This is a genomic window from Lysobacter sp. ISL-50 (assembly GCF_018612875.1).
Classification (GTDB): Bacteria; Pseudomonadota; Gammaproteobacteria; order Xanthomonadales; family Xanthomonadaceae; genus Lysobacter.
On sequence record NZ_JAGGRI010000019.1, the window covers coordinates 143,277 to 166,003 of the forward strand.

Here is a 22,727-nt window from a genome sequence, read left to right on the forward strand (position 1 = left end):
TCGATCCGGAGCCAAAAGGTTCCGGCCAGGCGCGGATTCAGTGTCCGGTCGGCGGCGCGTCGCGCAACTCCCGGCGCAGGATCTTGCCGACGTTGGTCTTGGGCAGTTCCTTGCGGAATTCGACGAACTTGGGGTGTTTGTAGCCGGTCAGGTTGGCGCGCGCATGGGCCTTGACCTCCTCGGCGGTGAGCGCGGGGTCCTTCTTGACGATGACCACCTTGACCGCCTCGCCGGACTTGTCGTCGGGCACGCCGACCGCGGCGACTTCCAGCACCCCGGGCATCATCGCGATGACGTCCTCGATCTCGTTGGGATACACGTTGAAGCCCGAGACCAGGATCATGTCCTTCTTGCGATCGACGATGTAGAAAAAGCCTTTCTCGTCCATCTTGGCCATGTCGCCGGTGTGCAGCCAGCCGTCCTCGTCGATGACCTTGGCGGTCTCCTCCGGCTTCTGCCAGTACCCCTTCATCACCTGCGGGCCCTTGATGCACAGCTCGCCGACTTCGCCCATCGCCAGGATGCGGCCTTCCTCGTCCTTGACGCAGGCGTCGGTGGAGGAGATCGGCAGGCCGATCGCGCCGTTGTACTCGGGCAGGTCCATCGGGTTGATGCACGCCGCCGGCGAGGTTTCGGTCAGGCCATAGGCCTCGATCAGGGTGATGCCGGTGACCTGCTTCCAGCGCTCGGCGACCGAGCGCTGCACGGCCATGCCGCCGCCCAGGGTCAGGTGCAGCTTGGAGAAATCGACCTCGGAAAAACCCGGTGTGTTGAGCAGGCCGTTGAACAGCGTGTTGACGCCGGTGATCGCGGTGAACGGGGTGTTCTTGAGCTCCTTCACGAACGCCGGCATGTCGCGCGGGTTGGTGATCATGTGGTTGAGCCCGCCGAACTTCATGAAGACCAGGCCGTTCGCCGTCAACGCGAAGATGTGGTACAGCGGCAGCGCGGTGATGATGATTTCCTCGCCCAGCTTGGCGTTGGCGCCGACCCAGGCCGCCGCCTGCTGCATGTTCGCCACCAGGTTGCGGTGCGTGAGCATCGCGCCCTTGGCCACGCCGGTGGTGCCGCCGGTGTACTGCAGGAAGGCGATGTCGCCCGGCGCGATCTCGATCTCGGGCAGCTTGTGCATCTGCCCCAGGGTGAGCGTGTCGTGGAACCGCACCGCGCCCGGGATGTCGTAGTCGGGCACCATCTTTTTCACGTACTTCAGCACGAAGTTCATGATCGGGCCCTTGAGCCCGCCGATCATGTCGCCCAGGCCGGTGGCGATGACCTTCACGTCGGTGCCGGCGACCACGTCCTGCACGGTCTTGCCGAAGTTGTCGAGCACGAAGATCACCTTCGCGCCGGAGTCCTCGAGCTGGTGCTTGAGCTCGCGCGGGGTGTACATCGGATTGGTGTTGACCACGGTCAGGCCGGCGCGCAGCACGCCGAAGGTCGCGATCGGGTACTGCAGGCAGTTGGGCATCATGATCGCGACGCGATCGCCCTTCTTGAGCTTGAGCTCGCCGAGCAGGTAGGCGGCGAACTGGGCGCTGAGGCGGTCGATGTCCGCGTAGGTCAGCTGCTTGCCGAAATTGGAGAAAGCGGGACGGTCGCGGTAATTCTCGATCGCGTTTTCCAGCACCGATACCACGGAAGGAAACTCCTCCACGTCGATCTGCGCCGGCACGCCTTGCGGATAGTGGGCAAGCCACGGACGTTCGGAACTCATCGCGATCCCCTCGTTAATCGCTAGTCGATTCTGATCGTAGGCCCCGCTGTGTGCGCCGGCGTACGGTGTTTTCTCGATTGGAGCATAGGCTCTACTGGCTGGCAAGGCGGCGCCCGCCGGCGCAGTCCCGGCGTTGTCCGCGGCACCTGGAACCTGTCAGGATCGCGCAGCCGCGACCGAGTCGAACGATCGTGCGATTACCCGACGCCTTCCACGGAGAACACCCGCGATGACCCACGCACAGCGCTTCGCCGACACCGGTCGGCCCGGGCTTGGACGCCGCGCGAACCCGGCGAAAGTTCGCCGTGTGGGCGGGCCGGGCGGGCGCGGCCGGGCGGGGAGGGGCGCGGTCGCCGCCCGCGCCTTGCGCGCGATGTGGCTGCCGGCGTTGCTGGCGCTGCTCGCCGCTTGCGGCCCGGGCGCGCCGCCGGAGCAGCGCCTGCGCGCGGCGATGGAGCAATTGCAGGGCGCGATCGAAAAACGCGACGCCTCGGCGATCGATGCGCAATTGTCGAAAGACTTCGTCGGCCCCGACGGGCTGGATCGCGCCAGCGCGCGGCGGCTGGCCGCGGCGAGTTTTCTGCGTTACCGCGCTGTCGGGATCAAGATCGTCGGCCTCGATGTGAATCTGCAACCGGGCCACGCCACGGTGCGTTTCAACGCGGCGCTCAGCGGCGGCTCGGGCCAGGTGCTGCCGGATGCGGCGCAGTTGTACGAAGTGCAGACCGGCTGGCGCGAAGAGGATGGCGAGTGGCGGATGACTTCGGCGCAGTGGACGCCGCGGTTGTAGCGCGGTTGTAGCGCGGGTTCGGCGTGGTGGCGATCGAGCGATGATGCATCGCTAACTGTCCTTCTCCCGCTTGCGGGAGAAGGTGCCCGATAGAGCCTGCCCCCGCGAAGGCGGGGGGCGGATGAGGGCACGAGGTGAGGTGACTGTTCGGAATCACGGCGGGCCCTCACCCCAACCCTCTCCCGCAAGTGGGAGAGGGAGCAAGCCGGACTTAGGCGACGTTCTTCGCCGCAAGAGGTGCTTGTGCGGAATCACGGCCGGCCCTCACCCCAACCCACCCCGGCCCAAACGCATAGCGTTTGGGCGTTCGTGGACGCGCGAGCCAGTGGCTCGCAAGCAGCGCCCACTCACCCCGCAAGCGGGAGAGGGAGAGGGAGCAAGCCGGACTTAGGCGACGTTCTTCGCCGCAAGAGGTGCCTGTGCGGAATCACGGCCCTCACCCCAACCCACCCCGGCCCAAACGCATAGCGTTTGGGCGTTCGTGGACGCGCGAGCCAGTGGCTCGCAAGCAGCGCCCACTCACCCCGCAAGCGGGAGAGGGAGAGGGAGCAAGCCGGACTTAGGCGACCTTCTTCGCCGCAAGAGGTGCCTGTGCGGAATCACGGCCGGCCCTCACCCCAACCCACCCCGGCCCAAACGCATAGCGTTTGGGCGTTCGTGGACGCGCCAGCCAGTGGCTCGCAAGCAGCGCCCACTCACCCCGCAAGCGGGAGAGGGAGCGGGAGAGGAAGCAAGCCGGACTTAGGCGACCTTCTTCGCCGCAAGTTGCCTAAGCACGTAATGCAAAATCCCGCCATGCCGGAAGTACTCGACTTCCTTCGGCGTCAGCAGCAACACCTTCACCTCGAACGTCCGCTCGCTGCCGTCGGCCTTCCTGGCCACGACGGTCGCGGTCTTGGCCTTGCCGTCCTCCAGGCCGATCACGTCGATGACTTCCGAGCCGTCCAGCCCATGGCTCTGCGCGTTCTCGCCATCCTTGAACTGCAAGGGCAGCACGCCCATGCCGACCAGGTTGGAGCGGTGGATGCGCTCGAAGCTTTCCGCGATCACCGCCTTGACGCCCAACAGGTTGGTGCCCTTGGCCGCCCAGTCGCGCGAGGAGCCGGTGCCGTATTCCTTGCCGGCGAACACCACCAGCGGCACGCCGTCGGCCTTGTAATTCATCGCCGCGTCGTAGATCGCCAGCTTCTCGCCCTGGCCGCCGTGCTTGCCGAAATACAGCGTGTTGCCGCCTTCTTCGCCGCCGAACATCAGGTTCTTGATGCGGATGTTGGCGAAGGTGCCGCGTACCATCACATCGTCGTTGCCGCGACGGCTGCCGTAGCTGTTGAAGTCGGCCGGCTGCACGCCGCGCTCCTGCAGGAAACGGCCCGCCGGCGAATCCTTCTTGATGTTGCCGGCCGGCGAGATGTGATCGGTGGTGATCGAATCGCCGAACAGGCCCATCACCCGCGCGCCGTGCACGTCGTCGATGCTGCCCACGTCCATGGTCATGCCGTCGAAGTAGGGCGGGTTCTTGATGTAGGTCGAGGACGAATCCCACTGGAACGATTCGCCGTCGGGCGATTCGATCTGGTTCCAGCGCGTGTCGCCCTTGAACACGTCGGCGTAGTTCTGCGCGAACAGCTCCGGGCCGACGGTCGCGGCGATCATGTCGCCGATTTCCTTGTTCGTAGGCCAGATGTCGCGCAGGTACACGTCCTTGCCGTCGCTGCTCTTGCCGATCGGGTCGTGGGTGAGGTCGATGTTGACCGTGCCGGCGATGGCATAGGCGACCACCAGCGGCGGCGAGGCCAGGTAGTTGGCTTTGACTTCCGGATGCACGCGGCCTTCGAAGTTGCGGTTGCCCGATAGCACCGAGGCCACCACCAGTTCGTGTTCGGCGATGCCCTTAGACACTTCGTCCGGGAGCGGGCCGGAGTTGCCGATGCAGGTGGTGCAGCCGTAACCGACCACGTAGAAGCCGAGCTTTTCCAGTTCGGCCAGCACGCCGGCTTTCTTCAGGTAATCGGTGACCACCAGCGAGCCCGGGCCGAGCGAGGTCTTGACCCAGGGCTTGGACTTCAACCCCAGCTTCGCCGCGTTGCGCGCGAGCAGGCCGGCGCCGAGCATCACCGCCGGGTTGGAGGTGTTGGTGCACGAGGTGATCGCGGCGATCACCACCGAGCCGTCGGACAATTCGGCGTCCTGATCCTTGATGCGGATCTTCGATACCGGCTTGGCGGCCAGTTGCTGCGCCTGCGGCTGGTCGCCGCCTTCGCCTTTGAGTTCCTCTATCGCGCAGCCGACCCTGGACTTGCGGTTGGCGACCAGCGGGCCGAGGTTTTCCTGGAAATTGGTGTGCACGTTTTCCAGCAGCACGCGGTCCTGCGGGCGCTTGGGGCCGGCCATCGACGGACGCACGTCGCCCAGGTCGAGTTCGAGCGTGGCCGAGTAGGTCGCATGCGGCTGGTCGGGTTCGTGCCACAGGCCCTGGGCCTTGGCATAGGCTTCGACCAGGGCGATCTGTTCTTCCGAGCGGCCCGACAGGCGCAGGTAGGTGACCGACTCGGCGTCGATCGGGAAGATGCCGCAGGTCGCGCCGTATTCCGGCGCCATATTGGCGATGGTGGCGCGATCGGCCAGCGGCAGGTGCTGCAGGCCGTCGCCGAAGAATTCCACGAACTTGCCGACCACGCCGTGCTTGCGCAGCATCTGGGTCACGGTCAGGACCAGGTCGGTCGCGGTCGCGCCTTCGGGCAGCTGGCCGCTGAGTTTGAAACCGACCACCTGCGGAATCAGCATGGAGGAGGGCTGGCCCAGCATCGCGGCCTCGGCCTCGATGCCGCCCACGCCCCAGCCGAGCACGCCGATGCCGTTGATCATGGTGGTGTGGCTGTCGGTGCCGAACACGGTGTCGGGGAACGCCAGCAAGTCGCCATCGACCTCGCGGCCCATGACCACGCGCGCCAGGTTCTCCAGGTTCACCTGATGGACGATGCCGGTGTTGGGCGGCACCACCTTGAAATTCTCGAACGACTTCTGGCCCCAGCGCAGGAAGCTGTAGCGTTCCTTGTTGCGCTGGAATTCGATCTTGCCGTTGAGGTCCAGCGCTTCCGGGCTGCCGAACACATCGACCTGGACCGAGTGGTCGATGACCAGCTCGGACGGGATCAGCGGATTGATCTGGCGGGCGTTGCCGCCGAGCTTGCCGACCGCATCGCGCATCGCCGCCAGATCGACCACGCAGGGCACGCCGGTGAAGTCCTGCAGGACCACGCGCGCGGGCATGAAAGCGATTTCCTGGTCGGGCTCTTTTTTCGCGTCCCATTGCGCGACCGCTTCGATGTGTTCCTTGCCGACCGTCATGCCGCCGTCTTCGTGGCGCAGCAGGTTCTCCAGCAGGACTTTCATCGAATAGGGCAGGCGGGCGATGTCGTAGCGCTCGCCCAGCGCCGGCAGGCTGAAATAGGTGTAGTCGCGGCCGTTGACGGACAACTGGCGGCGGGTGGAAAACGAGTCGCTCATGCGATGAACTCCTGTGGAGGTGCTGGCGCGCGCCTCGCACCGGGCGAAGCGCTGCTTGCGGGGGACCGGGCGGCGCGGTGCGCAGCGGGTCGGTGAGCCGGATTATCCACCACTTGATGCTGCGCGACTGTGCACGGCGCGTCGACGATGCCCGCGGCGCCGGCCGCGCCGGCGTCATTTCGCCCGGCCCTGCCAGGTTGTTTTCAGCATTTGCAGGAATTGTTCCGCCGCCGCGGACAACACAGCGTTGCGCCGGCGGACGATCCCGATGGTGCGCGAGACCACCGGGTGCTGGAGCGGGCGGGTGACCAGGATGGGATGCTCCTGCTGCGGCGTCGCCATCCGCGGCAACACCGAAATGCCGACGCCGGCCTCGACCATGCCCAGCGAAGTCGACAGGTGCGTGACTTCGAAAAACCAACTGAGCTTGAGGTTCTCGCGCGCGAGGGCGCCGTCGAGCAGGATGCGGTTGCCGCTGGTGCGGTGCACGGTGATCAGGCGATGGCTGGACAGGTCGTTCCAGGTCACCTTGCGCTTGAGCGCGAGCGGGTGATCGCGCCGGCAGGCCAGCACGAAGGGATCTTCGACCAACACGTCGAAATTCAGTTCCGGATCGGACGCGCCCATGAAGTTGATGCCGAACTCGACCTCACCGCGTTCCACCGCTTGCAAGCCTTCGGTGGCGGACAGGTCGAGGATGCGGAAGCGCACGTTGGGGTGTTCCTCGTGAAAACGCGCGATCACGCTGGGCAGGAAATAAAACGCGGCGGTAGGCAGGCAGGCGATGGTGACCTGGCTGCCGCGGCCGTCGTCGATGCCGCGCGCGGCGAACAACGAGCCGTCGAACTCTTCGAGCATGCGCCGCACCAACGGCAGCAGGTTCTGCCCGACTGCCGTGAGCGAGACGCTGCGCGTGGTGCGTTCCAGTAAAGGCGCGCCCACCGCTTCTTCCAGCTTCTGGATGCGCCGGCTCAAGGCCGGCTGCGAGACGTGCAGGGCTTCGGCGGCGCGATGGAAGCTGCGGGTCTCGCTGACGGTGAGAAAAGCGCGCAGATCGAGGATTTCGCAATTGATGCTCATATCGGATCAATCTTCCAAAAAATAGCATTTCACAGATAAATTCCGGCGTGACAGGATCGCATCACTGGATCTAATTGATCCGATATTGGTATCAATCCGTGGGCCCGATGTCCAGCGACCTGCTAAGCGTGCCGTGCGTCCTGATGCGGGGCGGAACCTCCAAGGGTCCGTTCTTCCTGGCCGAAGATCTGCCGGCCGACCCGGCCTTGCGCGACGCCCTCCTGATCGATGTGATGGGCGCCGGGCATCCGCTGCAGATCGACGGCATCGGCGGCGGCAATCCCTTGTCGAGCAAAGTCGCCATCGTCGACCGCGCCTCGCGCGCCGACGCCGACGTGGACTATCTGTTCGCTCAGGTACGGGTCGATCAGCGGGTGGTCGACACCACCCCCAACTGCGGAAACATGCTCGCCGCGGTGGCGCCGTTCGCGATCGAGGCCGGGCTGGTCGCAGCGCGGCATCCGCAGACGCAGGTGCGCATCCACAACGTCAACACCGGCAAGGTCGTCATCGCCACGGTGCAGACGCCGGACGGCCGGGTGAAGTACCGCGGCGATACCGCCATCGCTGGTGCGCCGGGCACCGGCAGTCCGATCCCGCTGACCTTTCTCGATGCGGCGGGCGCCCGCACTGGGCGCCTGCTGCCCACCGGGCGCGCCAGCGAGCGCATTGACGGCATCGAGGTGAGTTGCATCGACTACGCCATACCGATGGTGTTGTTGCCCGCCCAGGCGCTGGGCCTGCGCGGCGACGAAGCGCCGGCGCAACTGGATGCCGATGCGGCGCTGTTGCAGCGCCTGGAGAAGATGCGCATCGAAGCCGGCCACCGCATGGGCATCGCCGATGCCGCCGAGCGCGTCATTCCCAAGCCGGTGCTGCTCTCGCCGCCGATGCATGGCGGCACGCTTCAGGTGCGTTATTTCATGCCGCAGCGCTGCCACGGCGCGCTGGCGATCACCGGTGCGGTCGGCATCGCCACGGCCTGCGCCACCGAAGGGACTGTGGCGCGATCGATCCTGGGCGAGCACGATCTCGCCAAGCCGATCAGGCTTGAGCATCCCAGCGGCACCCTGGAGGTGAGGCTCGAGCGTGCCGCGGCTGACGATGCCATCGTCGCCAGCGTGGTGCGCACCGCGCGGCGCCTGTTGGAAGGACGCGTGTTCACCTCGCTGCTGCCCGGCTCCGGCACCGCGAGCGCATGGACATCGGCAGCGTGAATGGATAACAAGACAGAGTGGGGCCTTCAGACGGGCCTTTGAAGTAGAAGTACACGACATCCTGGGAGGGATCGATGTTCAGCAGGAAATTTATCGCCGCAGCCGCCACCGTCCTGGTGGCGGCGGCCGCGGCGCTCGCCGGTTGCGGCCAAGGCGACATCGTCGGCAGCGAACGTAGGCCGGTGCGCATCAGCGTGGGGTCTTACAACCTCAACAATCTGCCGTTCTTCGTCGCAGACGCCAACGGCTATTTCGTCGAGGCCGGCGTGCACGTGCGCACCGAGAACTTTGCGCAAGGCGGGTCGAAGGTGTTGCAGGCGCTGGTGGCCGGTTCCACCGACGTGGCCGTGGGGTTCTACGACCACACCATCCAAATGCAAGCAAAACATAAAGAGGTCTCCGCCTTCGTGCTGCTGTCGCGTAATTCCGGGCTGGTGCTGGCCGGGCGCAACGACACGCGCTTCGACCCGAAACAGCCGCAGTCCATTGGCGGCCTCAAGATCGGCATCACCGCGCCGGGGTCTTCGTCGGATTTCTTCGTGCGCCATTTCCTCTCGCGCCACGGCATCGACGAAAACGCGGTGTCGATCATCGGTGTGGGCTCGGGCGCGGCCGCGGTCGCGGCGCTGCAGCAGGGTAAGGTCGATCTGCTGGTGAACTACGACCCGGCGGCGACGCTGATCGAAGCCCGCGGCATCGGCCGGATCCTGATCGACGCGCGCAGCGACGAAGGCGCGCGCGCGGTCTACGGCGGCCTGTATCCGACCTCGGTGCTGTACGCGCAGAGCGGGTTCCTGCAAGAGCATCCGCAGGTGGCCGAGCGCATCGCGCGCGCCCAGCTGAAGGCGCTGCGCTTCATCGAGAGCACGCCGCCCGATCAGATCGTGGCGGCGCTGCCGGATCGCTACGTCTCCGGCGACCGCGCCGCTTACGCCCAGGCCGTGGCCCGAGCCAAGGCGATCTTCTCGCGCGACGGCCGTTTCGTAGCGGCGGATCTGCAAACGCCGCTGGCGGTCTTGCGCGAGTTCGATCGCAGCGTCGCCGGCGCCAAGATCGACCTGGACAAGACCTACACCAACCGCTTCGTCGACGACGCGCTCGCCGCGTCGTCGCGCTGACCGAGGGGAGGGCGCCTCATGGCCACCACCGCCTCAGTGCGGCAACTTCACGATGCCCCGGCCGGCGCCGACGCCGACACCCTGGTGGCGATCGAGCGCGTCACGATGTCCTTCGGCGACTTCACCGCAGTGCGCGACGTCGATATCCAGGTCGGCGACGGCGAATTCCTCGCCATCGTCGGCCCGACCGGCTGCGGCAAAAGCACCATCCTCAACGCGGTGGCCGGGCTGCTGACGCCGGCCCAGGGCCGGATCGCGATCGACGGCAAGCCGGTGAAGGGCGTGCAGGAGAGCGTGGGTTACTTATTCCAGCAGGACGCGCTGCTGCCGTGGAAGACCGCGCTGCAGAACGTCGAGCTCGGGCTGCGCTTTCGCGGCGTGGCGGCGGCCGAGCGCGAGGAGAAGGCGCGCCGTTGGCTGGCCAAGGTCGGGCTCGCCGGGTTCGAGGCGCGCTATCCGCACCAGTTGTCCGGCGGCCAGCGAAAACGCGTGCAGATGGCGCAGGCCTTGATCGTGGAACCCAAGGTGATCCTGATGGACGAGCCGTTCTCGGCCTTGGACATCCACACCCGGCACCTGATGCAGAACGAGTTGCTACGGTTGTGGCAGGAGCAGCGCCGCTCGGTGATGTTGATCACCCACGATCTGGAAGAGGCGATCGCCCTGGGCGACCGTGTGGTCGTGCTGTCGGCCGGCCCGTCCAGCCGCGTGGTGGAGAGTTTCCGCGTTCCGCTGGATCGACCGCGCAATGTCGCGGAAATCAAGCTCGACCCGTGTTTCATCGATCTGTATCGCGACATCTGGGCCTGCCTGCGCGGCGAAGTGGAGAAGACCTATGCGCAACAACGTGACTGACCGCGTCTTGCAATTGTTGCTGGTCGTGGTGCTGTTCGGCGGCTGGCAGGCCGGCGTGTCGGCGCGGTTGATCGACCCGTTCTTCTTTCCGGCGCCGATGGCGATCGCGCGGCAGGCCTGGGATTGGCTGTCCGATCCGGGGTTCTACCAGCATGTCGCGATCACCCTGGCGGAAACCGGGCTGGGCTATGTGATCGGCACCACGCTCGGCGTGGCCGGCGGCGTGTGGCTGGGCCTGAGCCGGCGTTCGGCGCGCATCCTCGATCCCTTCATCAAGGGCTTCAACGCGATTCCGCGCGTCGTGCTGGCGCCAATTTTCGTGCTGTGGCTGGGGTTGGGGCTGTGGTCGAAGGTGGCCCTGGCGGTGACGCTGGTGTTCTTCACTACCTTCTTCAACGCGATGCAGGGCGTGCGCGAGGTCAATCCGACGGTGCTTGCCAACGCGCGCATCCTCGGCGCCGGTCGCGGCGATCTGCTGCGCCATGTGTATTTCCCGGCCGCGGCGAGCTGGATCCTGTCCTCGCTGCGCACCTCGGTCGGCTTCGCCGTGGTCGGCGCGATCATCGGCGAATACCTGGGCGCTTCGGCGGGCCTGGGGTATCTGATCGCCCAGGCCGAGGGCAACTTCAACGCCGTCGGCGTCTTCGCCGGCATCGCGATCCTGGCCGTGTTCGTGCTGCTGATCGATGCCTTGCTCGACATCGCCGAGAACCGCCTGATCTCGTGGCGCCCGAACGCGGCGCGCGAAAACGCCTGACGCCAGCGCCTGGTCCGTCGCGGCATCGCGCCGCGACCGGCATCCACCTGCCTTAGCCGCGGATCCTCGTCCGCACGAATCCTGGCGCGCTGCGCCAGCGGCGCCCTGCTGCCTGGAGAACCCCGTGACGAATCGTTTTCGCCTGCATCCGATCGCGCTGGCAATGCTTATCGGCGCCGCCGGCGGCATCGGCGAGGCCGTCGCGCAGACGCCCGACGCCGCCGAACTGCTGCGGCTGGTGCAGGCGCAAGCGGCCAGGATCGAGCGCCTGGAGCGGCGCCTGGCCGCGGTGGAGGCCGGTTCCGCGACGGCCGATGCGCCGGCGCCAGCACCCGAAGACGCCAGCCTGGCCGCGCGCCTGGACAAGCTCGAACAGGCCCAGGCCAGGCAACCGGCGGTGAACTGGTTCAAGGGTGCCCCGCAGTTCACCAGCGCCGACGGCCGCAGCGTGTTCCGGCCGCGTGGCCGCGTGTTCCTGGACGCGTCCAGCACCGGCGGCTCCGGCTTCGCGAACCGCAACCTCAGCGGCACCGAAGTGCGCTCGCTGCGCCTGGGCGCCGAGGGGGCGTACGGCCGCATCGGCTGGAACCTGGAAGGCGACTTCGCCGACAACGGCGTGAGTTGGAAGTCCGCCTACGCCAGCTTCGCCCACACGTTGTTCGGCCAGAAGTCCGAATTGACCGTCGGCAACCGGCTCAACGACCGCGGCATCGACGGTTCCAGCAGCACCTCCAATACGCCGTTCCAGGAGCGCAACGTGGTCGGGACGCTGGTGTTGCCGCAGCGCGGCCTGTTCGGCGTGGGGCTGACCGAGCGCGTCTTCGGCCGCGGTTGGCATGCCAGCCTTTCGGTGGCGGGGAACGATCTGGACAATGCCGGCGACGGCAACGACAGTCTGACCTGGGCCGCGCGCGCGCACTGGAATCCGCTCAAACGCGAGCGCGCGATCGTGCATTTGGGCGCCTGGGCTTTTTACGAGGACATCGGCGCGGACTCGGCCGGGGTGGTGCGCGCTTCGGCGATCGGCGGCCACTTCAACGATGAGGTCAAGCTCGCGCCGGGCAGCGTGGCTGGCGCCGAAAGCGGGCGTGGGCATGGCCTGGAACTGGCGACGGTCGCCGGCCCGTTCTGGGGTTCGGGCGAATGGGGCCGACGCCGGATCGAGGGGCTGGATCGCCGCGGCGCCTACACGGCCGGGTACGACGCTTACGCCGTCTCGGCCGGCTGGTTCCTGAGCGGCGGCGCGCCGGCCTACGCGGCCGACACCGGCACCTGGGGGCGGGTCAAGGTCGAGCGCCCGGTCACCGCCGGCGGACGCGGCGCATGGGAATTGAAGGCCCGCTACGAGAACGCGGATTTCCGCGACCTGCCCGGAGGCGGCGCCGGACATGCCTGGACCTTCGGCGCTAACTGGTACTTGAACGACTACAGCCGGGTCATGCTCGATCTGGTGCGGTGGCAAACCGACAACCGCAGCGGCAAGTACCTCGCCGCCGACCAGGGATACACGCTAAATACCCGTCTGCAATTGGTTTTTTGACGCAATGGCCGCTGGGCAGGGCCGCCGCGCCGACGGCCGGGGCCGTGGTCGGTATGCGGAATCAAGTATGTATAATAAGTACATACCCTGCGGAGCCCGCCCATGGAAGCGACCGTCGCCGAACGAGGCCAGATCACCCTGCCCAAGGCGGTGCGCGACGCGCTCGGCCTGACCAAGGGCACGCTGCTCAAGGTCGAGCTGGACGGCAGCCGCATCATCCTGCGCAAGAGCGTGGACGATGCCATCTCCAAGGCGCGCGGCAAGTTCGCCCTGGACGGCTTCGAGTCCGGCGAAGACGCCGCGCGCGCGATGCGCGAGGAGGAATGAGCCGGTGATCGCGGTCGATTCGCCGGTCTTGATCGAACTGCTGAGCGACGGCCCGCAGGCCGACGCGGTCGAATCCTGCCTGCGCCAGAGCCTGGTCGGCGGCAGGGTCGTGGTCTGCGACGTCAGCCTGGCCGAAATCTGCGCGGCGCTGCGCGGCGGCGCGCAAGCGCAGGAGGCGCTGGAGGAAATGGGCATCCATTTCAGCGCGCTGGAAGCCAAGTCGGCGTTGCGCGCCGGCGAGATGCATCGCCGCCATCGCCAGCGTGGCGACCGCTCGCGCGGCTTCGGCGGGTTTCTGATCGGCGCCCACGCGCTGCTGCAATGCGACGGCCTGATCACCTGGAACGACACGTTTTATCGCGACTACTTCAAGGGCCTGAAGCTGATCGTGCCGCAAGCCTGAGCCCGTGCCGCGCCCGAGCGCCCAACCCCATCCGATCGCGCCACCTTACGTTTTCAAGCGCCTTCACCACCCAGATTCACGCGGAGAATTGTTTATGTTGGAAGCCTATCGCCACCACGTTGCCGAGCGCGCCGCGCTGGGCATTCCGCCGCTGCCGTTGACCGCTCAGCAGACCGCCGAAGTCATCGAGCTGCTCAAAGCGCCGCCGGCCGGAGAGGATGCGTTCCTGCTCGAGCTGATCACCTACCGCGTGCCGGCCGGCGTCGATGACGCCGCCAAGGTCAAGGCCTCGTACCTGGCCGCGCTGGCCCTGGGCAGCGAAAAGAACCCGCTGATCAGCCGCGAACGCGCCACCGAACTGCTCGGCACCATGCTCGGCGGCTACAACATCCTGCCGCTGGTCGAGCTGCTCGACGACGCGCAGGTCGCGCCGATCGCCGCGGACGCCCTGAAGAAGACCCTGCTGGTGTTCGACGCCTTCCACGACGTGCAGGAAAAGGCCGAGCAAGGCAACGCCCACGCCCGCGGCGTGTTGCAAAGCTGGGCCGACGCGGAGTGGTTCACCAGCCGCCCGGAAGTGCCCGAAAGCCTGACCGTAACCGTGTTCAAGGTGACCGGCGAAACCAACACCGACGACCTCTCGCCCGCGCCCGACGCGACCACGCGTCCGGACATCCCGCTGCACGCGCTGGCGATGCTCAAGAACGCGCGCGACGGCATCGTGCCGGAAGAAGACGGCAAGCGCGGCCCGATCGCCTTCATCGAATCGCTGAAGGACAAGGGCCATCTGGTCGCCTACGTCGGCGACGTGGTCGGCACCGGCTCCAGCCGCAAGTCCGCGACCAATTCGGTGCTGTGGTTCACCGGCGAAGACATCCCCTTCATCCCGAACAAGCGCTTCGGCGGCGTGTGCCTGGGTTCGAAGATCGCGCCGATCTTCTACAACACCATGGAAGACGCCGGCGCTCTGCCGATCGAACTCGACGTGTCGCAGATGAACATGGGCGACGTGATCGAGCTGCGTCCCTACGAGGGCAAGGCGTTCAAGAACGGCGAGTTGATCGCGCAGTTCGCTCTGAAGTCCGACGTGCTGCTGGACGAAGTCCGCGCCGGCGGCCGCATTCCGCTGATCGTCGGCCGCGGCCTCACCGCCAAGGCGCGTGAAGCGCTGGGCCTGCCGACCTCGACCCTGTTCCGCCTGCCGACCAACCCGGCCGACACCGGCAAGGGGTATTCGCTGGCGCAGAAGATGGTCGGCCGCGCCTGCGGTCTGCCGGAAGTCGGCGGCGTGCAGCCGGGCATCCGTCCGGGCACCTACTGCGAGCCGAAGATGACCTCGGTGGGTTCGCAGGACACCACCGGTCCGATGACCCGCGACGAACTGAAGGACCTGGCCTGCCTGGGCTTCTCCGCCGACCTGGTGATGCAGTCGTTCTGCCACACCGCCGCGTATCCGAAGCCGGTCGACGTCAAGACCCATCACGATCTGCCGGCCTTCATCAGCAACCGCGGCGGCATCTCGCTGCGTCCGGGCGACGGCGTGATCCACTCGTGGCTCAACCGCATGCTGATGCCCGACACCGTCGGCACCGGCGGCGACTCGCACACCCGTTTCCCGGTCGGCATCTCGTTCCCGGCCGGCTCCGGCCTGGTGGCGTTCGCCGCCGCCACCGGCGTCATGCCGCTGGACATGCCCGAGTCGGTGCTGGTGCGCTTCAGCGGCGAAATGCAGCCCGGCGTGACCCTGCGCGATCTGGTCAACGCGATCCCGCTGGCCGCGATCAACAGCGGCCTGCTCACCGTCGCCAAGCAGGGCAAGAAGAACATCTTCTCCGGCCGCATCCTGGAAATCGAAGGCCTGCCGCAGCTCAAGGTCGAACAGGCCTTCGAACTGTCCGACGCCTCGGCTGAGCGTTCCGCCGCCGGCTGCACGGTCAAGCTCGATGCCGAACCGATCATCGAGTACCTGACCAGCAACATCACCCTGCTCAAGTGGATGATCGCGGAAGGCTACGCCGACCCGCGTTCGCTGCAGCGCCGGATCAAGGCGATGGAAGGCTGGCTGGCCAACCCGCAGTTGCTGGAAGGCGACGCCGATGCCGAGTACGCCGCGGTCATCGACATCGATCTGAACCAGATCGTCGAGCCGATCGTGGCCTGCCCGAACGATCCGGACGACGTGAAGACCCTGTCGGCGGTGTCCGGCGCGGTCATCGACGAAGTCTTCATCGGTTCGTGCATGACCAACATCGGCCACTTCCGCGCCGCCGCCAGGCTGCTGGAAGGCAAGCGCGACATCCCGACCCGTCTGTGGGTGGCGCCGCCGACCAAGATGGACGCGTCCGAGCTGACCAAGGAAGGCCACTACGGCACCTTCGGCACTGCCGGCGCGCGCATGGAAATGCCGGGCTGCTCGCTGTGCATGGGCAACCAGGCGCAGGCGCGCGAGGGCGCGACCGTGTTCTCGACCTCGACCCGCAACTTCCCGAACCGTCTGGGCCGCAACACCAACGTCTACCTGGGTTCGGCCGAGCTGGCCGCGATCTGCTCGCGCCTGGGCCGCATCCCGACCCGCGAGGAGTACATGGCGGACGTGGGCGTGCTCAAGGCCGACGGCGACAAGATCTACCGCTACATGAACTTCGATCAGATCGAAGACTACAAGCAGGTCGCCGACACCGTCGCCGCGGCCTGATCGCTTAGTTGGAGCGCGTCCGGGCCACCGTCGCGTCTGCCGGATGCAAGCTATGGACGGGTACGTCGGGCGATATCCCGGCGTACCCGTTTTTCTTTGGACAGGACCCATAAGGACATTGGACATGACCCGATCGCTCTACCGCCTCGCCACGCCCGCGCTGCTGGCGATGGCCTTCGCCTCGCCGCTGGCGGCCGTCGCCGCCGACGACGCGCCGTACCAGGACAAGGCCGAACTCCAGGCCGAACTGACCAAGGTGCTGACCTGTCAGGCGACCCGCGCCGAGTACATGCGCTTTGCCAGCGCCCTGACCGACGTCTACTACGACAAGCCGGCGCAACCGGCGTTGGCGGGGTGGAAGAAGGCCGAGGACGCGAACGCATTCGTCGCCATGATCGACATGCCCGAGCCGGTAACGGTGTATGGTCACAAGAGCCGGCAGCTGATGCTGGCGGGCCAGGGCATGCTGGCGGTAGTGGACGGCGATCATGCCGACGCGCTGGCGAAGCAGCTCAAGCTCGGCGCCAGCGGCGAACCGCTGGCCGGCCACATCCGCGTTCGCGACGTGCGCACCGAGGCCCTGGGCGACGGCGTCGAAGCCAAGATCGTGCAGACGGTCAGCACCATCACCACCCATCCGGGCAAGACGATGGTGGGTTGCGAGTACCGGGTGAACTACTGAGCAACCAAGCCCGCGTCAGCGCCGCGCCGATAATCCGCATAGAAGCCGCGCGACCCGCCGCCGCGACAACGCGGCTGCGATGAGTGTTCCGGTGCGGGCGGTTATCCCGCAGCTTGCGCCGCTCCAACCGGAGCGGTCGCAAGTCAAAGGATTCGGTTCGAAGACTTGAAGCCAGACGCGAAAACCGCGACATGCGGCCACGGCCGATCTTTTCCGTCAGCCCTCAACCCAACTGCGATTCGACCGAATCCACCATCGCCCGCTTGCGCAGCAGCAGATCCCAGTAGCTGCCGCCGAGCTGGCGCCACAGCACCGCCGAGCGCACCGCCGCCAGCAGCACCGCGCGAACTTCGGCGACCACGCCGGGCTGGCCGAGGTAATGCGGATTGCCTTGCACCAGCACGCGCGGGCGCAGGTGGCTCAGGGTGTCGGCGTACAAGGTGCCCAGCGCCGCGATCACGTCCGGATGGCTGCTGCCGAGCCGGTGCGCGGGATTGGCCTGTTCGTGGATGCCGCGCAGCACCTTCTCGGTCATCGCCGCGTCGCGCACGAAGCGGCGCTCCAACTGCATCACCGCCAGGGTCAGGCGCGGCAGGTGTTCGTCCTTGGCGCGATGGGTGAAGTAGTCCTGCATCAGCATCAGCCCGGGGCGCAGATTGTCCAGGCCGCCGTAAACCGCGGCGGGCGAGGAGGCGTCGATGCGGAACACCGAGTCCAGGGCGGTGCCGAGCACGGCCGCGTTGGCCTGGCCGGTGTCGGCGATGCGCCGCACCTGGGCCAGGGCCTGGGCGAGGCCGGCGAGGGCGAGGACGCGTTGCGAAAGTTCGGCCATCAATGGGTCGCCGTAAAAGAAGAAGTGGAATTCGGAAGCGGGTCGGCCAGCGCCGGCGCATCGGTGGCGGCGATCACCGCGCCGCCGAGGCAGACTTCGCCGTCGTACAGCACCAGCGATTGCCCTGGGGTGACCGCGCGCTGCGGCTGATCGAAATTAACCTGCAGTGTGCCGTCGTCGCGCACCCGCACCTCGCAGTCCTGGTCGGACTGGCGATAGCGGGTCTGCGCGCTGCAACGAAAACGCGCGGCCGGCGCGGCGCCGGCGATCCAGTGCGCGGTTTCCGACTGCAAGGCCTGCGACTGCAACCAGCGGCTGTCGCTGCCCTGATCGACGTAAAGCACGTTGGCGGCCACGTCCTTGCCGACCACGTACCACGGCGCCGGCTCGAAGCCGCGCACGCCGCCGATGTTGAGGCCTTCGCGCTGGCCTAGCGTGAAATAGAACACCCCCGGATGCGTCCCCACGACACGCCCGTCCGGCGTGCGGATTTCGCCCTGCTTGGCCGGCAGATAGCGCGACAGGAACTCGCGGAAATCGCGTTCGCCGATGAAGCAGATGCCGGTGGAGTCTTTCTTGGCCGCGGTCGGCAGGCCCGCGGCGCGCGCCATCTCGCGCACGTCGCGCTTGATCAGCTCGCCCAGCGGGAATTTGGTCGCGCTCAACTGGGCCTGGCCGAGTTGGTGCAGGAAATAGCTCTGGTCCTTGCCGCCGTCGCGCGCGCGCAACAGGCGGAAACGGCCGCCGGCCTGATCGACCCGCGCGTAATGGCCGGTGGCGATGTAGTCGGCACCCAGTTCGCGCGCGGCGTCGAGGAAATACTTGAACTTGATCTCGCGGTTGCACAGCACGTCGGGATTGGGCGTGCGTCCGGTCGCGTACTCGGCGACGAAGTGCTCGAACACGCCGGCCCAGTATTCGCCGGAGAAATCGCGGAAGTGGATCGGCAGCCCGAGCCGGCCGGACACCGCGACCGCGTCGCGGCGGTCGTCCTCGGCGCGGCAGTCGCCGCTGCCGTCGTCGGCCCAGTTCTGCATGAACAAACCCGACAGGGCTTCGCCGGAATCGCGCAGCAGCAAGGCCGCGACCGAGGAATCGACCCCGCCCGACATGCCCACGATGGTGTTGGCCGACCTGGACATCCCGATCACAGCGCTTCAGGCGCGACCGAATGCTGCAGCAGGTCGAGCGGGTGGCGGCGGCCGCCGAGGTAATCGGCCACGACCTGCCACACCAGCGGGCTGCGGTGCTCGGCCGAGCGCGCCTGCAACTGCGCCGGGGTCATCCACAGCGCCTGGACGATGCCTTCGTCGAGCGCGCGCCCAGCGTGGTGGCGCTCGGGCTCGGCGGCGAAGGCGAAGCGCAGGTAATGGCGGCCGCCGGAGCCGTCGGGCTGCACCGGCGCCTTCCACTGATAGGCGCCGACGAACGCGGTCAGGCGCACGTCCCAGCCGGTTTCCTCCAGGGTCTCGCGCAGCGCGGCGTCGAGCAGGCTTTCGTCGGGCTCCAGATGGCCGGCGGGCTGGTTGATCACCCGCCGGCCGCCGACCTGTTCTTCGACCATCAGCAAACGCCCGCCCTCGACCACGATGGTGGCGACGGTGACGTCGGGTTGCCAGAAACGGCCTTCGCGGTAGCTCACGTCAGAATTCGTCCTGGTCGGGGGTGAGTTCGGCTTCCATCTTGTCGGCCGCGCGCACCACGTAATCGATGGCGTCGTCCAGATCGTCCTGCGACGCGCCGGCGTCGATCTTGACCACGAACACGGCCACGCCGTCCTGCTTGACCCAGCCGCCCATCTTGCTGAGCTGGCTGTCCTCCAGCAGACGGTTGGCGACATCGCCCGGCAGCTGGCTGTCGCCGCCGCGGTAGCCCGGCGACCAGATTTCGCGCACCTCCAGCTTGCCGTAGCGCTGGGTGCCCGACAGCACATAGGCCATCTGGCTGCGCTGCTTGTCCAGGGCGAAGGTCAGGACGAAATCGCCGTCCTTGTCCACCTCGTACTTGTAGCCCAGGCCTTCGAGCTGGGCGCGGATGCGCGGATCGCCGCCCTTGGAAACGCTGTGGTCGGGTTCGACCCGGGCCGGATCGCTGCGGTCGGCCTTGGCCGGCGCGAGCCTGGCCGGGCCGGCGGCCGCGGCCGCGGCCGGTGCCGTTTCCGCGCCCGGCGCCGGGCCGGCCAGCGCCGACAGCGGCAAGGCCGGCAACAGCAGGGCGGACAAAACGAAACGGATCAGGCGCATGACGGTCCTTGAATTCTTGGACATCGGCGCAATCTGGACCGACGGCTCCGCACTAGATGGCGGCGCTGCGGCATTTTGCAATGCAGCCGTGCACGCGTCCATGTTGCGGGCGCGACCGTATCCACGTCCCCGCGGGGCAGGCGTCTATAATCGCAAAATGGCAAAACAGACCGATCACGAACACAGTCACGGCGTGCTGGTGGAAGCCGGCAAGCCCGAAGTCGCCCGTCCGCCGCTTTATTCGGTACTGGTGCTTAACGACGATTACACCCCGATGGACTTCGTCGTCGAGGTGCTGATGCGCTTTTTCCCGATGAACGTCGAAAAAGCTACGCAAATCATGCTCCACGTCCACACCCGCGGCCGCGGCGTATGCGGCGTCTTCACGCGCGAAGTGGCTGAGTCCAAAGTCGCGCAGGTGAATGAATTTTCAAGACTGCATCAGCACCCCTTGCTGTGCACGATGGAAAAGGCCTAAAAGGGAGCTGAGCACCGCCTAGGGGGCGGGGCATGGAAAAGCCGGCGAGCGCCCCCACGTAGCGTGCATACGTCCTGGAGGCTCCGCCCCATGTTCAGCAAGGATCTCGAATACAGCATCGGCCAGTGCTACAAGCGCGCCCGCGAGGCGCGCCATGAGTACATGACGGTCGAACACCTGCTGCTCGCATTACTCGACAACCCGTCCGCCGAGGCCGTCCTCAAGGCCACCGGCGCGGACTTCGCGCGATTGCGCAGCGATCTGGAACAGGCCATAGCGACCTCGGTCCAGGTACTGCCCGACGACGTCGATCGCGACACCCAGCCCACCCTGGGCTTCCAGCGCGTGCTGCAACGCGCGGTCTACCACGTCCAGTCCTCGGGCAAGAAGGAAGTCACCGGCGCCAACGTGCTGGTGGCGATCTTCGGCGAGAAGGACTCGCACGCGGTCTACTTCCTCAATCAGCAGGACGTGGCCCGCCTGGACGTGGTCAATTACCTGTCCCACGGCATCGTCAAGCACAGCGGCGAAGAGGGGCAGGGCCACCACGAGGAAGAATCCAAGCCGCCGGAGGGGCCGGATGTGGATGGCAAGTCCGATGCGCTGGCCGAATTCGCCAGCAACCTCAATCAGCTGGCGCGCGAAGGCAAGATCGACCCCTTGGTCGGCCGCGCCGACGAAGTCGAGCGCACCATCCAGGTGCTGTGCCGCCGGCGCAAGAACAACCCGCTGTACGTCGGCGAGGCCGGGGTGGGCAAGACCGCCATCGCCGAAGGCCTGGCCAAGCGCATCGTCGATGGCGAAGTGCCCGAGGTGCTGCGCAACGCGACCATCTTCGCCCTAGACCTGGGCGCCCTGGTGGCTGGCACCAAGTACCGCGGCGATTTCGAAAAGCGCCTGAAGGCCGTGCTCGCGCAGCTCAAGAAGCAGCCCGAGTCGATCTTGTTCGTCGATGAGATCCACACCATCATCGGCGCCGGTTCCGCCAGCGGCGGCACCATGGACGCCAGCAACCTGATCAAGCCGGCCCTGTCCTCGGGCGAGTTGCGCTGCATCGGCTCGACCACGTTCCAGGAATACCGCGGCATCTTCGAGAAGGACCGCGCGCTGGCGCGGCGCTTCCAGAAGATCGACATCGTCGAACCGACCGTGGGCGAAACCTACGAAATCCTGCAGGGCCTCAAGCCCAAGTACGAGTCGCACCACGGCGTCACCTACGCCGACGAAGCGCTGCAGGCCGCGGTGGACTTGTCGGTCAAGCACATCGGCGACCGCCTGCTGCCGGACAAGGCCATCGACGTCATCGACGAAGCCGGCGCGCGCCAGCGCCTGCTGCCGGAGAGCGCGCGCAAGCAGCTCATCGACATCGAGGAGATCGAGACCATCGTCGCCAAGATGGCGCGCATCCCGACCAAGCAGGTCTCGGCCAGCGACAAGGACGTGCTGCGCAATCTCGAACGCAACCTCAAGATGGTGATCTTCGGCCAGGACCCGGCGATCGAGACGCTCGCCTCGGCGATCAAGCTCGCGCGCTCGGGCCTGGGCAATCCGGACAAGCCGATCGGCAACTTCCTGTTCGCCGGCCCCACCGGCGTGGGCAAGACCGAGGTGACCAAGCAGCTCGCGCTGCAACTGGGCATCGAGCTGGTCCGCTTCGACATGTCCGAGTACATGGAGCCGCATTCGGTCAGCCGCCTGATCGGCGCGCCTCCGGGCTACGTCGGTTTCGACCAGGGCGGCCTGCTCACCGAGAAGATCGTCAAGACCCCGCACTGCGTGCTGTTGCTGGACGAAGTCGAGAAGGCGCATCCGGACATCTTCAACATCCTGTTGCAGGTCATGGACCGCGGCACGCTGACCGATACCAACGGTCGCGAGGCCAACTTCAAGAACGTGATCGTGGTGATGACGACCAATGCCGGCGCGGCCCAGGCTTCGCGGCGTTCGATCGGCTTCACCAAGCAGGACCACTCCACCGACGCGATGGAAGTGATCCGCAAGGGCTTCAGCCCGGAATTCCGCAACCGCCTCGACGCGGTGGTGCAGTTCCAGGCGCTGGGTTTCGATCACATCCTGCGGGTGGTGGACAAGTTCCTGATCGAGCTGGAAAGCCAACTGCACGAGAAGAACGTGACCCTCACCGCCACGCCGACCGCGCGCGACTGGCTGGCCCAGCACGGTTTCGATCCGCTGATGGGCGCGCGTCCGATGGCGCGGGTGATCCAGGACCAGATCAAGCGTCCGCTCGCCGACGAACTGCTGTTCGGCAAGCTGGTGGGCGGCGGCCGGGTCACCATCGACGTCAAGGACGATCAGCTCGTCGTCGAGGCGCAGGCCGAGCCGGAGAAGCTGTTGCCGGCGACGGTGTGATTCGCGGCACGATGCGATAAAGAAAAGGCGGCCTTCGGGCCGCCTTTTTTATGGTTGATCGTTTGCGGTCGGGCCGGATGTTTCTTTTGCTTCAGCGACGCCGAGCGTTCAGAGAC

19 protein-coding genes are annotated in these 22,727 nt (G+C 66.8%); 12 read left to right on the forward strand and 7 right to left on the reverse strand.

The window, feature by feature from the left end; all coding sequences use genetic code 11:
• Positions 1-37 precede the first annotated feature (37 nt).
• Positions 38-1,717, reverse strand: coding sequence for a long-chain fatty acid--CoA ligase (locus J7J50_RS12370; RefSeq protein WP_215057919.1), 1,680 nt, complete (start codon positions 1,715-1,717; stop codon positions 38-40).
• 229 nt (positions 1,718-1,946) lie between these two features.
• On the opposite strand from J7J50_RS12370, the gene J7J50_RS12375 reads away from it, so the two are divergent.
• Positions 1,947-2,507 carry a nuclear transport factor 2 family protein gene (locus J7J50_RS12375; RefSeq protein ID WP_215057920.1) on the forward strand — a complete coding sequence of 187 codons (561 nt, stop codon included), beginning with the start codon at positions 1,947-1,949 and terminating at the stop codon, positions 2,505-2,507.
• 741 nt (positions 2,508-3,248) lie between these two features.
• Here J7J50_RS12375 and acnA read toward each other — a convergent pair.
• Both acnA and J7J50_RS12385 read right to left on the reverse strand, forming a co-directional pair.
• Positions 3,249-6,014, reverse strand: a complete 2,766-nt coding sequence (gene acnA / locus J7J50_RS12380; protein ID WP_215057921.1) for an aconitate hydratase AcnA — start codon at positions 6,012-6,014, stop codon at positions 3,249-3,251.
• Positions 6,015-6,188: 174 nt separating this feature from the next.
• Positions 6,189-7,094, reverse strand: a complete 906-nt coding sequence (locus tag J7J50_RS12385) for a LysR family transcriptional regulator (RefSeq protein ID WP_057942816.1) — start codon at positions 7,092-7,094, stop codon at positions 6,189-6,191.
• A gap of 107 nt (positions 7,095-7,201) precedes the next feature.
• Between J7J50_RS12385 and J7J50_RS12390 the strand changes: the two genes are divergently transcribed.
• The 9 genes from J7J50_RS12390 to J7J50_RS12430 all read left to right on the forward strand — a co-directional run bounded on the left by J7J50_RS12390 (position 7,202) and on the right by J7J50_RS12430 (position 16,688).
• On the forward strand, positions 7,202-8,311 hold the full coding sequence (locus tag J7J50_RS12390; protein WP_215057922.1) for a 4-oxalomesaconate tautomerase: 1,110 nt from the start codon (positions 7,202-7,204) through the stop codon (positions 8,309-8,311).
• Between the two features lie 74 nt (positions 8,312-8,385).
• Complete coding sequence (locus J7J50_RS12395; protein ID WP_215057923.1) at positions 8,386-9,429, forward strand: ABC transporter substrate-binding protein; 1,044 nt, start codon at positions 8,386-8,388, stop codon at positions 9,427-9,429.
• An 18-nt stretch (positions 9,430-9,447) separates the two neighbouring features.
• Positions 9,448-10,284 (forward strand): ABC transporter ATP-binding protein, encoded by an 837-nt coding sequence (locus J7J50_RS12400; RefSeq protein ID WP_215057924.1) that lies wholly within the window; start codon positions 9,448-9,450, stop codon positions 10,282-10,284.
• Entirely contained in the window at positions 10,277-11,041 is a 765-nt protein-coding gene (locus tag J7J50_RS12405; protein WP_235114956.1) for an ABC transporter permease, read from the forward strand. Before J7J50_RS12400 ends, J7J50_RS12405 begins: the two co-directional genes overlap by 8 nt.
• Positions 11,042-11,204: 163 nt before the next feature.
• Positions 11,205-12,581: a porin gene (locus tag J7J50_RS12410; RefSeq protein WP_215057957.1), complete on the forward strand. Its 1,377-nt coding sequence runs from the start codon at positions 11,205-11,207 to the stop codon at positions 12,579-12,581.
• Positions 12,582-12,683: 102 nt separating this feature from the next.
• The gene (locus tag J7J50_RS12415) at positions 12,684-12,908 is read left to right on the forward strand and encodes an AbrB/MazE/SpoVT family DNA-binding domain-containing protein (protein WP_057942820.1); all 225 of its coding nucleotides are present in this window, start codon (positions 12,684-12,686) and stop codon (positions 12,906-12,908) included.
• Positions 12,909-12,912: 4 nt separating this feature from the next.
• The gene (locus J7J50_RS12420; protein ID WP_057942821.1) at positions 12,913-13,311 is read left to right on the forward strand and encodes a type II toxin-antitoxin system VapC family toxin; all 399 of its coding nucleotides are present in this window, start codon (positions 12,913-12,915) and stop codon (positions 13,309-13,311) included.
• Between the two features lie 94 nt (positions 13,312-13,405).
• Positions 13,406-16,006: a bifunctional aconitate hydratase 2/2-methylisocitrate dehydratase gene (gene acnB, locus J7J50_RS12425; RefSeq protein ID WP_215057925.1), complete on the forward strand. Its 2,601-nt coding sequence runs from the start codon at positions 13,406-13,408 to the stop codon at positions 16,004-16,006.
• Between the two features lie 124 nt (positions 16,007-16,130).
• Positions 16,131-16,688, forward strand: a complete 558-nt coding sequence (locus J7J50_RS12430) for a hypothetical protein (RefSeq protein ID WP_215057926.1) — start codon at positions 16,131-16,133, stop codon at positions 16,686-16,688.
• 223 nt (positions 16,689-16,911) lie between these two features.
• Here the strand turns inward: J7J50_RS12430 and hflD are convergent, their stop codons facing one another.
• The 4 genes from hflD to J7J50_RS12450 are packed head-to-tail and all read right to left on the reverse strand — an operon-like array spanning position 16,912 to position 19,763.
• The gene (gene hflD, locus J7J50_RS12435; protein ID WP_215057927.1) at positions 16,912-17,520 is read right to left on the reverse strand and encodes a high frequency lysogenization protein HflD; all 609 of its coding nucleotides are present in this window, start codon (positions 17,518-17,520) and stop codon (positions 16,912-16,914) included.
• Positions 17,520-18,662 (reverse strand): tRNA 2-thiouridine(34) synthase MnmA, encoded by a 1,143-nt coding sequence (gene mnmA / locus J7J50_RS12440; RefSeq protein ID WP_215057928.1) that lies wholly within the window; start codon positions 18,660-18,662, stop codon positions 17,520-17,522. Before mnmA ends, hflD begins: the two co-directional genes overlap by 1 nt.
• Positions 18,663-18,667: 5 nt before the next feature.
• Positions 18,668-19,162, reverse strand: a complete 495-nt coding sequence (locus J7J50_RS12445; protein ID WP_215057929.1) for an NUDIX hydrolase — start codon at positions 19,160-19,162, stop codon at positions 18,668-18,670.
• A gap of 1 nt (position 19,163) precedes the next feature.
• Entirely contained in the window at positions 19,164-19,763 is a 600-nt protein-coding gene (locus J7J50_RS12450; RefSeq protein ID WP_251044510.1) for a hypothetical protein, read from the reverse strand.
• Positions 19,764-19,920: 157 nt separating this feature from the next.
• Here J7J50_RS12450 and clpS point away from each other — a divergent pair, with 157 nt between their 5' ends.
• Both clpS and clpA read left to right on the forward strand, forming a co-directional pair.
• Complete coding sequence (gene clpS / locus J7J50_RS12455) at positions 19,921-20,241, forward strand: ATP-dependent Clp protease adapter ClpS (RefSeq protein ID WP_057942828.1); 321 nt, start codon at positions 19,921-19,923, stop codon at positions 20,239-20,241.
• Between the two features lie 90 nt (positions 20,242-20,331).
• Positions 20,332-22,611, forward strand: a complete 2,280-nt coding sequence (clpA, locus tag J7J50_RS12460) for an ATP-dependent Clp protease ATP-binding subunit ClpA (RefSeq protein ID WP_215057930.1) — start codon at positions 20,332-20,334, stop codon at positions 22,609-22,611.
• The last annotated feature ends 116 nt before the right edge of the window (positions 22,612-22,727 follow it).

Coding starts and splice junctions, on each gene's coding strand:
- acnA (WP_215057921.1), bottom strand. CDS start 6,014: ATGAGCGACTCGTTTTCCACCCGCCGCCAGTTGTCCGTCAACGGCCGC.
- clpS (WP_057942828.1), top strand. CDS start 19,921: ATGGCAAAACAGACCGATCACGAACACAGTCACGGCGTGCTGGTGGAA.
- J7J50_RS12410 (WP_215057957.1), top strand. CDS start 11,205: ATGCTTATCGGCGCCGCCGGCGGCATCGGCGAGGCCGTCGCGCAGACG.
- J7J50_RS12400 (WP_215057924.1), top strand. CDS start 9,448: ATGGCCACCACCGCCTCAGTGCGGCAACTTCACGATGCCCCGGCCGGC.
- acnB (WP_215057925.1), top strand. CDS start 13,406: ATGTTGGAAGCCTATCGCCACCACGTTGCCGAGCGCGCCGCGCTGGGC.
- hflD (WP_215057927.1), bottom strand. CDS start 17,520: ATGGCCGAACTTTCGCAACGCGTCCTCGCCCTCGCCGGCCTCGCCCAG.
- J7J50_RS12370 (WP_215057919.1), bottom strand. CDS start 1,717: ATGAGTTCCGAACGTCCGTGGCTTGCCCACTATCCGCAAGGCGTGCCG.
- J7J50_RS12415 (WP_057942820.1), top strand. CDS start 12,684: ATGGAAGCGACCGTCGCCGAACGAGGCCAGATCACCCTGCCCAAGGCG.
- mnmA (WP_215057928.1), bottom strand. CDS start 18,662: ATGTCCAGGTCGGCCAACACCATCGTGGGCATGTCGGGCGGGGTCGAT.
- J7J50_RS12375 (WP_215057920.1), top strand. CDS start 1,947: ATGACCCACGCACAGCGCTTCGCCGACACCGGTCGGCCCGGGCTTGGA.
- J7J50_RS12385 (WP_057942816.1), bottom strand. CDS start 7,094: ATGAGCATCAATTGCGAAATCCTCGATCTGCGCGCTTTTCTCACCGTC.
- J7J50_RS12390 (WP_215057922.1), top strand. CDS start 7,202: ATGTCCAGCGACCTGCTAAGCGTGCCGTGCGTCCTGATGCGGGGCGGA.
- clpA (WP_215057930.1), top strand. CDS start 20,332: ATGTTCAGCAAGGATCTCGAATACAGCATCGGCCAGTGCTACAAGCGC.
- J7J50_RS12450 (WP_251044510.1), bottom strand. CDS start 19,763: ATGCGCCTGATCCGTTTCGTTTTGTCCGCCCTGCTGTTGCCGGCCTTG.
- J7J50_RS12395 (WP_215057923.1), top strand. CDS start 8,386: ATGTTCAGCAGGAAATTTATCGCCGCAGCCGCCACCGTCCTGGTGGCG.
- J7J50_RS12430 (WP_215057926.1), top strand. CDS start 16,131: ATGACCCGATCGCTCTACCGCCTCGCCACGCCCGCGCTGCTGGCGATG.